The organism is Acidovorax sp. GW821-FHT11A03 (assembly GCF_058809075.1).
Genome location: NZ_JBXASG010000010.1, coordinates 1 through 15,420 on the forward strand (window position 1 = coordinate 1; position 15,420 = coordinate 15,420).

Consider the following 15,420-nt stretch of genomic DNA (forward strand, 5'->3'; position numbering starts at 1 on the left):
GTTCCTGGTGCGCTGGCACGCGGCGATGGAGCGCTGCAGGCGATCGAGCAGCAGCCGCCGGTTGGGCAGGCCCGTCAGCGCGTCGAAGAACGCCAGGCGCTCGATCTCCTGCTCCGCTCGCTTGCGGTCCGTGATGTCCATCGTGAAGCCGTGCGATACCACCGAGCCATCGGGCTCGCGGTGCGGAATGGCATTGGTCATGTGCCAGCGGACGCTGCCGTCGGGCATGCGCACGCGGTATTCGCACTGCCAGGGCACCAGCTTGCGCACCGAGGTGATGGCGGAGCGCTGCACCTGGGGCAGATCCTCGGCCAGCACGCGGTGCATGAGCACGCCGTGGTCGGCCGTGACCTCGTGCGGCTCCACGCCCATGAATTCGCGCACCGCATCGCTGATGTACTGCACGCTGGTGCCGCCATCCGCGTGCAGGCGGTATTCGTAGATGAAGCCCGGAATGCGGCTGGCGATGCGCTGGATGAACAGCAGCTGTTCGCGCAACTGCTCGGCGGCGCGGTGCTCGTCCGTCACGTCCTGCACCACGCCCATCACCACCTGCACCCCGTCGCGCGGGAGCGTGCGCCGCACGCGGGAACGCATCCACCGCACCTCGCCATCGGGACGGCGCCAGCGGTATTCCACATCCCCGCCGGCTCCACGCTCGCGCACCTTGTCGAACACCTGGCGGTCTTCGGGCAGGATGCCGCTCACGGCGCGCTCCGGGTCCACCCATTCCTGCTGCTCGAAACCCGCGATCTCGCACAGCCCCGGGGACCACAGCAGCACCGTCTCGCCAGGGTCTTCGATGCGGCGCCAGTGGCCGGTGCGCGCCAGGCTCTCCATGGCGTTGAAGACCTCGGTCTGCTCGCGCAGCTCGCGGCGCACCTCCTCCAGCGCGCGTTCGGAAGCGGCCAGCGCCGAGCGCAGGGTTTCGGCCTCGGTGGCATCGCGCACCGTGACCACGATGCAGTCATTGGTCACGCGGCGGGCAGAAAGATCCCAGGCCAGCAGCAGCCGGCCCGGCTCGCGCACCACCTGGCGGCATTCGAGCGGCGCCCCCACCCGGACCACGCCGTGCAGCTGGTCCAGCAGCGCCGTGCCTTCCAGCAGGTCGAACACCTCGCTCGCATCCGCGCCCGGGTTGCGCACGGCGCCCAGGCCGGGCATGCGGCGGGCGGCGGCGTTGGCGGCCAACAGCAGCAAGCGGCCCCGCTGCAGCCGGAACTCCATCAATGCCACCGGAACGGCATCGACCAGGGCCTGCAAGCGCGCCTGCGCCATGGGCTCTATGGGGCCCTCACCAGCGGGGGCGAGGAGATCGGTCAACAGTTCGGACGAGATCACGGTCGCTCTGGAACCTCTGAAGCCTGCGGTTGGGATGGGTCCCGCCTGCGCAGGGCGGGGCCGACGGTCAAAAGCCAAAGTGCCAGCATACAGGCAAGAGTATGTCTAAACGTAACATTCGTTCAAAACCTGGGGCATTTCCCCAAGGGAAAACCCGAGGCCCGCCGGACACACCGCAGGGACCGGCACGGGCCCGCCGCCAGGTTTCGCCGCGCGGGGCCCGCGGCGGCGCGTGCCGGGCGAACTGCTACAGTCCACGCCTCATTTCCCGGCCCCCCGCATGTCCGACACGCTCGAACACCACACCCCCATGATGCAGCAGTACCTGGCCCTGAAGGCCGGGTATCCCGAAACGCTTGTGTTCTACCGCATGGGCGATTTCTACGAGGTGTTCTATGGCGACGCCGAAAAGGCGGCGCGCCTGCTCGACATCACCCTCACGCAGCGCGGCCAGTCGGGCGGCCAGCCGGTGACCATGGCGGGCGTTCCCTTCCATGCGCTGGAGAACTACCTGGCCCGCCTCATCAAGATGGGCGAGTCGGTGGCCATCGCCGAGCAGGTGGGCGAAGTGGGCGCGGCCAAGGGGCCGGTGGAGCGCAAGGTGGTGCGGGTGGTCACGCCCGGCACGCTGACCGACACGGAGCTGCTGTCCGACAAGTCCGAATCGCTGCTCATGGCCGTGCACCAGGCGCCGCGCGCGCGCTGCGGCCTGGCGTGGCTGAGCGTGACGCAAGGGCGCGTGTACCTGGCCGAATGCGCGCAGGACGAACTGGGCGGGTGGATCGCGCGCGTGGGCCCCAGCGAGCTGATCTACAGCGCGGGCGTGACGGACCGCTTCGAGCAGCAGCTGCAGGCGCTGCGCCAGGGCGGCGCCTTCAACTGCCCCATGAGCCCCCGGCCCGACTGGCAGTTCGACAGCGCCCTGGGCGAGCGCAAGCTGCTCGAAAACCTGGGCGCCGCCAGCCTGCAGGCCTGGGGCGCGCAGGACCTGGGCGAGGCGCACGCCGCCGCGGCCGGCCTGCTGGCCTATGCCGAGCACACCCAGGGCCGCACGCTCACGCACGTGCACAGCGTGCAGGTGCAGCGCGGCGACGACCTCATCGACCTGCCCGCCACCACGCGGCGCAACCTGGAGCTCGTGAAGACCCTGCGCGGCGACGACGCGCCCACGCTGTTCTCGCTGCTGGACACCTGCATGACCGGCATGGGCAGCCGCCTGCTCAAGACCTGGCTGCTGGAGCCGCGCCGCGACCGCGCCGAGGCACGCCAGCGCCTGTCGGCCACCACAGCCTTGCGGGGTGCGGGCGGCGCAGGCGGCGGTGCGGGCCCCTGGTCCACACTGCGCGGCGAACTCAAGGGCGTGAGCGATGTGGAACGCATCACCGCCCGCATCGCGCTGCGCCAGGTGCGCCCGCGCGAGCTGGTCGCGCTCTGCAAGACGCTACAAAAATCAGAGCTGCTAGCGCTTTCTGGACAAGCGCCAGAGCCCTATTTGATTCAGATCTTCAGCCACCTGCATCCGCCCGAGGGCTGTACCGCCCTGCTGTGCGCGGCCATCGCCGAGGAGCCCGCCGCGCTGGTGCGCGACGGCGGCGTGATCGCCCCGGGCTTCGATACCGAACTCGACGAACTGCGCGCCATCCAGACCAACTGCGATGCCTTTCTGCTGGACCTGGAAACGCGCGAGAAAACCCGCACCGGCATCGCCAACCTGCGCGTGCAGTTCAACAAGGTGCACGGCTTCTATATCGAAGTGACAAGCAGCAACCTTGGCCGGGTGCCCGACGACTACCGCCGCCGCCAGACCCTGAAGAACGCCGAGCGCTTCATCACGCCCGAGCTCAAGGCCTTCGAGGACAAGGCGCTGTCGGCCAACGAGCGCGCCCTGTCGCGCGAGAAGTGGCTGTACGAGCAGATCCTCGACCAGCTCCAGCCCCACGTGCCCGCGCTCACCCGCCTGGCGCAGGCCCTGGCCACGCTGGACGTGCTGTGCACGCTGGCCGAGCGCTCGCTCACGCTGAACTGGTGCGCGCCGCAGTTCGTGCCCGAGCCCTGCATCGAGATCGAAGGGGGCCGCCACCCCGTGGTCGAGGCGCGCCTGGCCGAGACGTCGAGCGGCAGCTTCATCGCCAACCACACGCGGCTGAACGCCAATACGCGCATGCAGGTCATCACCGGCCCCAACATGGGCGGCAAGTCGACCTACATGCGGCAGGTGGCGCTGATCGTGCTGCTGGCCAGCATGGGCAGCCACGTGCCGGCCGCGAGCTGCCGGCTGGGGCCCATCGACGCGATCCACACCCGCATTGGCGCGGCGGACGACCTGGCCAACGCGCAGTCGACCTTCATGCTGGAGATGACCGAGGCCGCGCAGATCCTGCACGCGGCCACGCCCCACAGCCTGGTGCTGATGGACGAGATCGGCCGGGGCACCAGCACCTTCGACGGCCTGGCGCTGGCCAGCGGCATCGCCACGCACCTGCACGACAAGACCCGCGCGTTCGCGCTCTTTGCCACGCACTACTTCGAACTGACCGAGCTGCCCGCCAAGGCGCGCCACGCGATCAACATGCACGTGAGCGCCACCGAGTCGGGCGCGGACATCGTGTTCCTGCACGAGATCCAGCCCGGGCCGGCCAGCCGCAGCTACGGGATCCAGGTGGCCAAGCTCGCGGGCATGCCCTCGCCGGTGCTGCACCACGCCCGCCATGCGCTGGCCGCGCTGGAGGAGCGCGCGGGCGAGAACGACCTGCAGGTGGACCTGTTCGCCACCCCGGCCGCGCCCGAGGGCGCGGGCGCCAGCCCGGTGGAGGCCGCGCTGGCGGGCATCAATCCCGATGCGCTGAGCCCGCGCGAGGCGCTGGATGCGCTCTACCAGCTCAAGAAGATGGCGGGCTGAGGCGACGCCACCAGGCTCCCGGCCCGGCGCCCCGGAAGGCCACCGCGGCGCCCCGGCTCAAAGATCCTGCGCCACTGGTGCCAGCTGCCCGAGCATGAAGGTGATGAACGGCGGCACACACTGCAGATGCCCGGCCACCGGTCGTGCGCGGCACTCGGTCAGGCCGGCCAGGTCGCCCGCGCCGCGATTCTGCATGGCGCGCACGGTGCTGACCGAGCTGGCGTAGGGCACCGTGCGGTCGTCGCGGCCGTGGTACAGGCGCACGGGCACGTTGGGTTTCCAGTCGTAGACGTTGCTGGCGCTGGCCAGGGCCTGCACATCGTCGGCCAGGAAGTGGTCGATGAAGCGCGTGTCATAGGCCACGTCGGCATCGCCCGGGATGAGCGCACGCAGCAGCAGGCGGCGCACCTCGCGCTGCACGCTGCCGCCCAGGTAGCGCAGGAAGCCCGGGTTGATGAATGCGCCGATCACCGGCTGTTCTTGCCGCACAAGGTCCACCAGGCCATCCATGGTGGTCTGCACGTTGTAGGGCCCCGCGCCCGGCACCACCATGCGCAGCTGCTGCAGGTGCGGCGATCCGCCCGCCTGCAGCGCGCGGTGCGTGGCCATGGTGACGTAGCCGCCCTCGGAGTAGCCGGTCAGAAAGAGCTGGCCGTTGTCCGCCACGTTGGCCTGGCCGCGCCAGGTGCGGGCGGCCGTCAGAAAATCCGCCGTGGCGGCCGCCGAGGGCGCCGCCAGCAGGTAGGGGTGGGGCGTGCCCTTGGAGGCGCCAAAACCCACGTAGTCGGGCGCCAGCACGATGTAGCCCAGCGATGCGAGCACCACCGACACCTCCGACGCCACCGCGTTGTTGCTGGGCGCCTCGGCATCGCGGAAGATGGTGCCGTGCTGGTAGCTGAGCACCGGGCTTTTCGCACCGGCGGGCTTTTGCGGCACGCTGACCAGGCCGGAGGCGCGCACCTCCTTGCCGTCGGCATCGGTGGTGAGGTATTCGAGCCGGTAGGAGGCGACGCTGTAGCGCGGCACCACGTCCTGGGCCAGCGACTCCTTGGCGGCCAGGGCCGCGGCGATGTCGGCGGTCGGCACGGTGCCCAGCGCGGCGGCGGATTCGAGCTGGCCGGAGCGCACCGGGGCAGGCGGTGGCGCTGGCGGGTTGCCACCATCGCCAGGTTCTTCCGTGCCGCCCCCGCCGCAGGCCGCCAGCAATGCAACCAGGGCCAGCGCGCAGGCGCGGCGGGTTCCAGACAGGATCAGTGGATTCTTCAACACGGCAGGGCCCTTCAGGTGAAGCGGCGGATGATAGGAGCGGCGGGCGCATGCTGCCTGGCCCGGGAGGAATAGCCCTTTGCCCCCTCGGCGGACCTTGCGTTGCCAACTGCTGTGGCCCCGGGTTGGCGGCGGGGGTTGCAGCAAGCCGATTCTTATTAAAAATAGCCTGCAGCGCTTGTCCATCCACCCTCCATTGCTATCAATTTCGCATACCCGCCACAGAGCACAGGAGAGCCGTCCGGCACCACCTCCCGAGGAGGCCTTCCCACGCCAGACTAAACTCGCGGGTTCCTCTCTTCCAACGACCCCACTTTTTCCATGACGTATTGCGTCGCCATCAAACTCAACGCCGGGCTGGTTTTCCTGTCCGATTCGCGCACCAACGCCGGCCTGGACCAGATCAGCTCTTTCCGCAAGATGATGGTGTATGAGAAGGCGGGCGACCGCTTCATGGTGCTGTTGTCGGCGGGCAACCTGTCCATTTCGCAGTCGGTGCGCGAGATCCTGCAGACCGAGCAGCTCAAGGACGGTGACTCGGGCGAGACGATCTCCATCTGGAACGCCAAAAGCATGTTCGACGCGGCCCGCGTGCTGGGCGCCGCCGTGCGCCACGTGCACGAGCGCGACGGGGCGGCGCTCAAGCGCTCGGGCGTGGACTTCAATGTGTCCATGGTGTTCGGCGGCCAGATCAAGGGCGAGGGCATGCGCCTGTTCCAGGTGTATTCGGCCGGCAACTTCATCGAGGCGACGTCCGAGACGCCGTACTTCCAGGTCGGCGAATCCAAGTACGGCAAGCCCGTGCTCGACCGCGTGCTGACGCCCGAAACACCGCTGGACGAAGCCGCCAAGTGCGCGCTGGTCTCCATGGACAGCACGCTCAAGTCCAACCTCTCGGTGGGCCTGCCGCTGGACCTCGTCGTCTATGAGGTGGACCGTTTCTCGACCGAGAAAGTGGTGTGCATCGACGAGAACAATCCCTACTTCCGCATGCTGCACGACAGCTGGGGCCAGAAGCTGCGCCAGGTGTTCGACAGCATCGAAGACCCCGCCTGGGGCGGCGGCGTGACCACCGTGCCCATCATGGTGAACCCGGCGCGCAGCAAGCCGCTCAAGAAGATCACCAACCATCTGGACAAGCTGATCTGACGGCCGCGGGGCCGCAGCGCCCGACCTTCCCTCCTGCCGGGTACCCCATGCTTCCCATCGTCTTTTCGCACGCCAACAGCTTCCCAGCGAGCACCTACCGCGTCCTTTTCAAGCACCTGCGGGCCCGCGGGTTCGAAGTGAGCGCGGTGGATCGGTATGGGCACGACCCCAGGTACCCCGTCACCAACAACTGGCCGCACCTGGTGCAGCAGCTCGCCGACTTCGCCACGGCGCAGGTCCAGCGCCTGGGTGCGCCAGTGTTTCTGGCAGGGCATTCGCTCGGCGGTTTTCTGAGCGTGATGGCAGCGGCCCGCCACCCCGAGCTCGTGCGCGGCGTGCTGCTGATCGACTCTCCCCTGCTGGGCGGCTGGAAGGCCAACGCGGTCGGGGTGGCCAAGCGCACGCAGGTGGTGGGCTCCATCTCGCCCGGCAAGATCAGCCGGCAGCGGCGCTTCAGCTGGGCCAGCAATGACGAGGCGCTGGAACACTTCCGCAAGAAGAAGGCCTTTGCACAGTGGCATCCGGACGTGTTGCAGGACTACATCAGCCACGGACTGCAGGACCACGATGGCAAGCGCGTGCTCGGATTCGACCGTGCGGTGGAAACCGCCATCTACAACACGCTGCCGCACAACCTGGGCCGGCTGCTCGGCACCCATCCGCTGCAATGCCCGGCCGCCTTCATCGGCGGGCGGGACTCGGACGAAATGAAGCAGGTGGGCATGGCCATGACGCTGCGCATCACCCAGGGCCGCACGATGATGCTCGACGGCAGCCACCTTTTCCCCATGGAGCAGCCGCTGGCCACGGCCGCCGCCATGGAGGCCTCCCTGCTCAACCTGGCGTCGCTGACCCCCTGAGCCCAGCGGTATAGCACCGGAACAGCCGCCAAAAGCGCCGAAAAAGCGCGCTGATGCGCAGGACACACAGGCCGCGCCATTTTGGGCTCCATCCTCTACACTGGAGGTTTGTTACAGCGTGATACACACATGCCTGCACGGACCCCACTGGCCGCGCGCCTGCCGGCGCTGAGCTTTGCCCTGCTGGCCGCCTTCCTGGTGGCCACGGCGGTGCGCACCCACAACGACACCACCATCGCCATCGTCACGGCCTCGGTGCTCATGTTCGCGTGCTGCTGGGCCAGCGCCACGCACCTGCTGGGCGCCCGGCCCGCGCTGCAGTTCGTGCTGATCGCCCTGGCCTTGGGCTGGTTCGCCGAGCAGATGGGTACCACGCATGGCTGGTTCTTCGGGCACTACACCTACACCGAGGTACTGGGCGCGCGGTTTGTGGATGTTCCCATCGTCATTCCCATGATGTGGTTCGCGCTGACGTATGCGGGCTACGTGATCAGCAACCTCATCGTCTGGCAGTCGCCGGTGGACGGCGCGCCGGGGCTGGGCCACGCCGCGATGCTGTCGTTCCTGGCGGCGATGATCGTCACCGCGTTCGACCTGGGCGCCGACCCCTACCTGGTCTACACCCTGAAAGCCTGGATCATGGCCAAGACCGACGGCGCCTGGTTTGGCGAAACGGTGCAGGGCTTCTTTGGCTGGGTGTTCGTGGCCTTCGTGATCATCTTTGGCTTTCGCATGTCGGTGCGCAAACTCGCGCTTCGACCGACCAGCCCCTTCCTGCGCCGCCATGCGCTGGTGCCACTGGCCATCTACGCATCGGGCATGGTGTTCCAGATGATCCTGGGCAATCCGGTGGAGATCCGCTCGATCGCGCCGTTCGCCATGGGCATCCCGTTGCTGTGCGCCCTGGCGGGTTTTCGGCGCTGGCGCGCAACCACGGAGACCGCAGCATGAACCACGGCAAGACCCTCTCACCATCCCCGCTGTCCGATTCGGAGCTTGCAGGCATGCAGCGCCACGCCGACCCGCTGGCCGACCAGACCATCGCCGACATCCTGGGCGACTGGCCCGAAGGGGACGTGGCGATGGACGCACCGCAATGGTCGCGCATCGACACCGTGAACCGCCTGTTCGGTCAGTGGGCGGACAACGCGAGCCTGGTGGGCTGGACCGCCCAGGGCGAGGGCGTGGATGCGGCCATGTCCAAGGCCCTGGACCACTACGTGCAGACCGCCCAGGTGCTGCCGCCCTGGGCCGATGCCCGCAAGATCGAGCGCGCCGAGAAGCTGTTCATGGAACACGGGGCGCTGTCATGCATCCTGCTGTTCTGCGCCAGCCTGCCCGAGTGCTACGTGATTCCCGACCTGTCGAGCGTGCTGCACACCTCCGGCCAGCTGGAGCAGAACGCGGAGTACCGCATCCGCTCCACCGCCGCGATGATCTTTCCGGTGATGATGCATGGTGGCCTCAGCCAGCGCGGCGCCGGCGTGGCGCAGGTGCTCAAGGTACGCCTGATCCACGCCACCATCCGCAACCTGATCCTGCATGGCAGCCCCCAGAATGCCGTCAGGGACCTGCTGGCGGGCGGCGCGGGGCGTATTGCGCCGCAGGCCCTGCAGACCCAGGGCGGACGCCAGGCCATGTTCCAGACGCTGTATGCCCGTGGCTGGAACCTCCAAGGTGACGGCCTGCCCTGCAACCAGGAAGAACTGGCCTACACCCTGCTCACGTTTGGCTATGTGTTCCTGCGCAGCCTGCGCCGCCTGGGCATCGGTTTGCGGGCGGCCGACGAGGAAGCCTATCTGCATGCCTGGAACGTGGTGGGCCACATCCTGGGCATCGACCGCGCCCTGATGGTGGACACCATGGACCAGGGCAAGGCCCTGATGGCGCGGATGCAGGCCCGCGGCCGCGCCGAACCCGTCACGCCAGACCCCCGTCCCGCCCTGGGCCAGGCCCTGATGCAGACCATGGAGAACGCCCTGCCCTGGCCCATCGTGAAGCCCTTTCCCCGGCTCATGACCCGCTACCTGTGCGGGCGTGACACGGCGAGCGATCTGGGCCTGACACAGCCCGTGCCCTGGCCGTCGGCGCTGCTGTTCTGGGGAGTGCTGCTGCTGGCGCGGGCCGTCGACGTGGCTGCGCGGATGGTGCTCCCCCGCTTCTCCATCGTGCGGGCCCTCACCCGCATCCTGGGCTACCACTTCATGAGCAAGGTGCTCATGAGCCAGACCCGCCCCCTCCAGCTGCCCACCGAGCTGCTCAACCAGGTGGACGAAGTGATGCACAGCTGGAGCGATGACCCCCACGCCCCCCGCTGGCTCAACCGCATCGAGGACCGGCTGACCACCCATGGCAGCTGGAGCCTGGGCCTGGCCGGGAAGGCGCAGGCCGCCAGCACGGGCCCGGCGCGGCAAGCCACGTAGCCGTTGTTCTCACGCCGATGCACCTGCTGCCCCGCGTTCTCCTGATGCTGGCCCGGCTTTGGCGCGCGCATTGCCGCAGGGCATCCATCCTGCTGTGGCTGCTCGCTCCCCTGGCCCTGCCCGTGGGCGCGCAGGCGGGCACGCCCCTGGTGCTCACGCAGGAGAGGCCGCAAGTGAATGCCTGGGAGGCCATCACGCTCAAGGCCGATCCCACGTACCAGCTCTCGGCGCAGGACATGCTGGGCCGCCTGGACGAATTCGAGGCGCCCGCGCGGCGCGGCGGCTCGCTGGGCGTGCACAAGGCAGCGATGTGGCTGCACATCCCCATCATCGCGCCCGAGGCGCCGCGCACCCCCTGGGTGGTCAATATCGGCTACAGCTCGCTGCAGGCCGAAATGTATCTGGCCAGCGGCGGCCAGGTGCTTCAGCAGGTCCGCACAAGCCCGTCTGACCAGACGCAGCGGTCCAGCCGCACGCCGGCGATGGTGTTCGACCTGCGGGCCGGGCAGCCCTACGACCTGTTGATACGCGTGCAGGCCACCGGTCCGCTGATCCTGCCCATCACGGTCAGCGAAATGCCCATTCACATGCGCCAGGCCCTGGGCGAGCAGATGCTGCAGGGCCTGCTCAACGGGCTGGCGCTCTGCCTGCTGATGTACAGCCTGATGCAGTGGGTCACGCAGCGCGATCCCATGTTCGGCTTCTATGCGCTGGTGGTGCTGGGCAGCGCGGGCTTTTCGCTGCAGTTCTTCGGCATCGGTCCGCAGTACCTGTGGCCTGGCAATCCATGGATGGATCGGTATTCGGGCCTGGTGGCGGGGCTGGCGGCCCTCGCGGGCTCGTTCCTCTTCCTGGGCCACACCCTGGCCGGCCACACGCAGGGCAGCCGGTACGCACGCACCATGCGGGCGGGCGCAGCAATCACGGCCATGGTCTGCGCAGCCGTCGTGTTCGGCTGGTTGAGCGTGCCCATCGCCATCGCGTTCATGAGCCTGGCGGGCACCCTGCCTTCCCTCATCAGCCTGCCTGCCGCCGTCGCGCGGGTGCGGCAGAAAGACCCCATCGGCGCCACCCTGCTGGTGGCCTGGATCGCCTTCGGCGTGGCCGCCGCCGTGATGGTGTGCCTGGTCCAGGGCTGGGTGTCCGCGAACTTCTGGACCCTGCACTCGTTCCAGTTCGGCGCCACGGCGGACATGCTGCTCTTCTTTCGCGTGCTGGGCCTGCGCGCCCAGGCCGCCAAGGCACAGGCCCAGGAGGCCATGCGAGAGCGCGATGTGATGCACTCGCTGGCCCACACCGATCCGCTCACGGGACTGAGCAACCGGCGCGACCTGCAGCACGCCCTGGAGGCCGCGCTGGCCCAGTGTTCGCCGCAGCGGCTGGTGGCGCTGTACCTCATGGACCTGGATGGATTCAAGCCCGTGAACGACGCGCACGGCCACGATGTGGGCGACGATTTGCTCGTGGCCGTGGGCCGGCGCCTGCAGGCCAACGTGCGGCACCAGACCGACCTCGTGGCCCGGCTCGGCGGCGACGAATTCATCATCATGGCCCGCGACCTGGCGACGCCCGAGCAGGCCGAAGATCTGGGCCGCTCGCTGTTGCGGGCCTTCGAGCAGCCTTTCACATTGAGCCACCTGCACATCCAGGTGGGGCTGACCATCGGGTACGCACTGGCGCCCCTGGACAGTGATGACCCGCAGGCCCTGATGCGGCACGCAGACGCCGCGATGTACGCGGGCAAACAAGGCGGCAAGCACGCGGTGCGGCGCATCACCACCACACCGGCGCTGGCGGGATGATGGAGCACCGCAGTCCCTTGTCGCCCTGCAGGCCGGGGAGCAACATGGCAAGCACAGATGGCGACGCGCCCGCCGTGAATCCATGCTCGCGCAGTGGCACGCTGGCCGCTGTGGCGAACATCCGGCAGCGCACCCACAGCGTCCGGGCGGGCGGGGCCGGCGGGGCCGGTGGAGCGGGCATCACATCCTCCCTGGAAGCGCGGGACCCCGGCGTGCGCAAATACCGCGTGCCAGGCGTTGCGGGCCTTCCTATACTCACAGCGCATTGACGAGCACCATGCGCCCAGTCCCTTCCCTGCTCCCGTGGCAATGGCTGCCGGCCCCGGCCTGGCAATGGGTGCTGGGATGCCTGCTGCTGCTCGTGCACGCGGGCGAGGGCTGCCAGGCCGCCACGGACCGGCTGCTTCTGCGCGACGACGTGCCTTCGGTCAACGTCTGGCCAGCGGTCACGGTGCTGGCCGATCCCACCCGGCTGCAGTCGGTGCAGGATGCGATGGCCCGTGCCCCGGATTTCTCCGCGCCGCCCGGAACCAGCGGAACACTGGGCGTGCGGTCCGACGCCATGTGGATCCGCATCCCGCTGACGGTATCGCCCACCTCCGACGGCATCTGGATCGCCGACATCGACTACCCGGTTCTCAACCGCGTCGAGGTCTATCTCACCACAGACGGCCATGTCAGCCAGCAGGCCACGCTGGGCAGCCTGCAGCCTTTTTCACAAAGACCGCTGCGCAGCCGCACCCACGCCCTGGCCCTCGCCATGCAGCCCGGGCACGATTACGACCTGCTGCTGCGCGTGGAAACCCGGGGCGCCATGGTGCTGCCGGTCACGCTGAACAAACCCACCGCATGGCACAGCGCCGCAATGAACGAGCAGATGCTGCAGGGCATCCTGACGGGCCTGGCACTGTGCCTGCTGGTTTACAGCCTGGCGCAATGGATCAATCTGCGGGACGTGCTGTTCATCCAGTACGCGCTGCTGCTCACGGGCAGCCTGCTGTTCTCACTGCATCTCTTCGGCCTGGGCACGCAGTACCTCTGGCAGGACAGCCTCTGGTTCGAAGTCCACGCGGCGGGCCTGTCCGCGCTGATGGCCACCTGCGGATCGTTTCTCTTCATCAGCCAGGCCCTCGTGGGGCACCGCCCCAAGAGCCTCCTGCTGCGCACGATGCGCGGTGGCGCCCTGCTGTGCGTGCTGCTGGCTTTCATCCATGCGCTGGACATCCTGAGCACGCCGGCCGTTGCCGCCATCGTGAGCATCCTCGGCCTGGTTCCCGCGCTCATGGGCATCCCGGGCGCCGTGCGCCGCGCGCGCCAGGGCGACCCCGTGGGCAGCAGCCTGCTGCTGGCGTGGCTGGTCTACTTCGCGGCCACGGCCACGGTGATCGGCGTGATCCGTGGCTGGGTGCCGGTGAACTTCTGGACCCTGCACTCCTTCGAGTTCGGCGCGACGCTGGACATGCTGCTCTTCATGCGCGTGCTGGGCCTGCGCACCAAGGCACTGCGCCTGGAGGCGCTGGACGCCAACCGCGAGCGCGACGCCATGCGCTCCCTCGCGCACACGGACCCCTTGACCGGCCTGCCCAACCGGCGCGGCCTGAACATCGCGCTGGCATCCGCGCTGGCGCGCTGCGGGCCCGACAAGCTGCTGGCCGTGTACGTGATGGACCTGGATGGGTTCAAGCCCGTGAACGACCAGCACGGCCACGACGTGGGCGACGAATTGCTCGTCGCGGTGACCCGGCGCCTGCAGGGCCACGTGCGCCAGAGCGACGTGGTGGCCCGCCTGGGGGGTGATGAGTTCGTCGTGATGACGGGCCACCTGGGCAGCGAACAACAGGCGCAGGAGCTGGGGCACAAGCTGCTGGACGCATTCCGCTCGCCCTTCTCGCTGGGCAACGTGCGGGTGGAAGTGGGCCTGACCATCGGCTATGCCATTGCCCCGGACGACAGCAACGATGCCATCGGCCTTCTGAAGCTGGCGGATGCGGCCATGTACAGCGGCAAGCAGGGCGGCAAATTCTGCCTTCGGCGCAATACCGGCGACCTCGCACTGTCCTCCGCCTGAGCACCGCCGGCAACACGGGCCATTCCGAACTGGTCAAACAGCGTGGCTTCAGTTAAACACGGGACTTCGCGTTTTCACGAAGGATTGTTCGCCATGGCCCATCGCAAAAGTCCCGCCCGCGTTGCCAAAGACGCCCGCATCGCGCACTTCCGGTCGCTTGCCGCCCGGCAGGCCACCGCCCAGAACGCGCCCGGCGCGACACTCACCTGGGACGCGGTCGCTGCGCTGGAGGCCAGGCTGGTGGGCCGCATCGTGCTGCCATCGAGCCCCGACTACAACGCGGCCCGCCAGGAGTCCAATCCCGCGTTTCAGGCCTATCCCGAGATCATCGTGTACTGCGCGTGCGAGAACGATGTGCTCGAATGCCTTTCCGTCGCGCGCACCTATCAGGTCTGGGTGGCCGTGCGCTGTGGCGGGCACAGCACGGCGGGCTATTCCGTCAACAGCGGCATGGTGGTGGACCTGAGCGAACTGCAGGGCGTGGTGCTCGATCCCGCCCGGGAGCGCGTCTACGTGCTCCCGGGTACGGATTTCGATCATTTCAACGGCGCCATGAACCACACCGGCTGGCATGTGCCCACCGGGGCATGCGGCAGCGTCTGCGTGGGCGGGTTCGTGCAGGGGGGCGGCTACGGCTATACGTCGCGCGCCTTCGGCATCCAGAGCGACCTCGTGGAGTCGTTGCGGGTGGCGCTGGCCGACGGCACCATCGTCACCGCCAGCGCGCAGGAGAACCCCGATCTCTACTGGGCACTGCGGGGCGGCACGGGCGGCAACTTCGGGGTGCTGCTGCAGGTCACCTACCGCATGCTGAGGCTGGACCAGGTGTGGGCCTGGGCCATCAGCTGGGATGCGGCGCACGCGGCGGACGTGCTCACGACGATGCAGGCCCACTACATGAAAACCGGGGCCCCCGATGCGCTGGGCTACATGATGAATCTGGGCTACCAGAACGGTGTGCCGGTCTATATGGTGCAAGGCATGTTCTGCGGCACGCGCGAGGCGGGCATGCAGGCCATCGCACGGCTGATGGCGATCCCGAGCGCGCAGCTGCTGGTCGACAAGACGGGCACCTACCCCGAGATGAACATCTGGCTCGAGGACCATCCCTACACCTTGCCGGACAACCTGCCCGACGGCGTGGCGGAGACCAAGGCCAGCGGCTACATCAGCGCGCCTTTGTCGCGCTCGGACTGGCAGCGCATCATCGACTACTTCCAGACCTCCCCCAATCCCTGGTCGCTCGCATACCTGGAGCCCTATGGCGGCGCCATCAACCGCTACCCGGTGGCCGACAGCGCCTTCATCCACCGCCATGTCGATGCAGACCTGGTGGTGGACGTGTTCTGGACCAATGCGCAGGAGCGCACCCAGATGGAAGCCTGGCTCGATGGCTTCATGAACCTGGTCAAGCCGTTCCTGAACGGGCATGTGTACCAGAACTACCCGGACGCGAGCCTGCAGGACTTCCCCACGGCCTACTGGGGCCCGGCCTATCCGCGCCTTCAGCAGGTCAAGGCGCGGTACGACCCCTCGAACTTCTTCCACTTCCAGCAGAGCATCCGGCTGCCCAACGGCTGAGCAAGCCGCGCGGCCCCGGCGGCGGGGCCAG

10 protein-coding genes are annotated in these 15,420 nt (G+C 68.4%); 8 read left to right on the forward strand and 2 right to left on the reverse strand.

Annotated elements, in window-relative coordinates:
- Positions 1–1,341: PAS domain-containing protein (locus AC1RVY_RS22635; RefSeq protein ID WP_492808276.1), on the reverse strand; the 1,341-nt coding region annotated here is incomplete at its 3' end.
- A gap of 280 nt (positions 1,342–1,621) precedes the next feature.
- On the opposite strand from AC1RVY_RS22635, the gene mutS reads away from it, so the two are divergent.
- Positions 1,622–4,240: a DNA mismatch repair protein MutS gene (mutS, locus tag AC1RVY_RS22640; RefSeq protein WP_218341644.1), complete on the forward strand. Its 2,619-nt coding sequence runs from the start codon at positions 1,622–1,624 to the stop codon at positions 4,238–4,240.
- 57 nt (positions 4,241–4,297) lie between these two features.
- On the opposite strand, the gene AC1RVY_RS22645 is transcribed toward mutS, so the two are convergent.
- The gene (locus tag AC1RVY_RS22645) at positions 4,298–5,509 is read right to left on the reverse strand and encodes an alpha/beta hydrolase family protein (protein ID WP_492808278.1); all 1,212 of its coding nucleotides are present in this window, start codon (positions 5,507–5,509) and stop codon (positions 4,298–4,300) included.
- Between the two features lie 318 nt (positions 5,510–5,827).
- Here AC1RVY_RS22645 and AC1RVY_RS22650 point away from each other — a divergent pair, with 318 nt between their 5' ends.
- From AC1RVY_RS22650 to AC1RVY_RS22680, 7 genes are all read left to right on the forward strand, one after another.
- Complete coding sequence (locus AC1RVY_RS22650) at positions 5,828–6,655, forward strand: proteasome-type protease (RefSeq protein WP_218293832.1); 828 nt, start codon at positions 5,828–5,830, stop codon at positions 6,653–6,655.
- Between the two features lie 47 nt (positions 6,656–6,702).
- The gene (locus AC1RVY_RS22655) at positions 6,703–7,515 is read left to right on the forward strand and encodes an alpha/beta fold hydrolase (protein ID WP_492245753.1); all 813 of its coding nucleotides are present in this window, start codon (positions 6,703–6,705) and stop codon (positions 7,513–7,515) included.
- Positions 7,516–7,644: 129 nt separating this feature from the next.
- Complete coding sequence (locus AC1RVY_RS22660; RefSeq protein ID WP_492808281.1) at positions 7,645–8,466, forward strand: carotenoid biosynthesis protein; 822 nt, start codon at positions 7,645–7,647, stop codon at positions 8,464–8,466.
- A complete protein-coding gene (locus AC1RVY_RS22665) occupies positions 8,463–9,938 on the forward strand; it encodes an oxygenase MpaB family protein (RefSeq protein WP_492808283.1) in 1,476 nt (491 codons plus the stop codon). Before AC1RVY_RS22660 ends, AC1RVY_RS22665 begins: the two co-directional genes overlap by 4 nt.
- Positions 9,939–9,982: 44 nt before the next feature.
- Positions 9,983–11,740, forward strand: a complete 1,758-nt coding sequence (locus AC1RVY_RS22670) for a diguanylate cyclase domain-containing protein (protein ID WP_492808614.1) — start codon at positions 9,983–9,985, stop codon at positions 11,738–11,740.
- A 277-nt stretch (positions 11,741–12,017) separates the two neighbouring features.
- Complete coding sequence (locus AC1RVY_RS22675; RefSeq protein ID WP_218341647.1) at positions 12,018–13,808, forward strand: diguanylate cyclase; 1,791 nt, start codon at positions 12,018–12,020, stop codon at positions 13,806–13,808.
- A 93-nt stretch (positions 13,809–13,901) separates the two neighbouring features.
- Complete coding sequence (locus AC1RVY_RS22680; protein WP_218293827.1) at positions 13,902–15,389, forward strand: FAD-binding oxidoreductase; 1,488 nt, start codon at positions 13,902–13,904, stop codon at positions 15,387–15,389.
- Positions 15,390–15,420 lie beyond the last annotated feature (31 nt).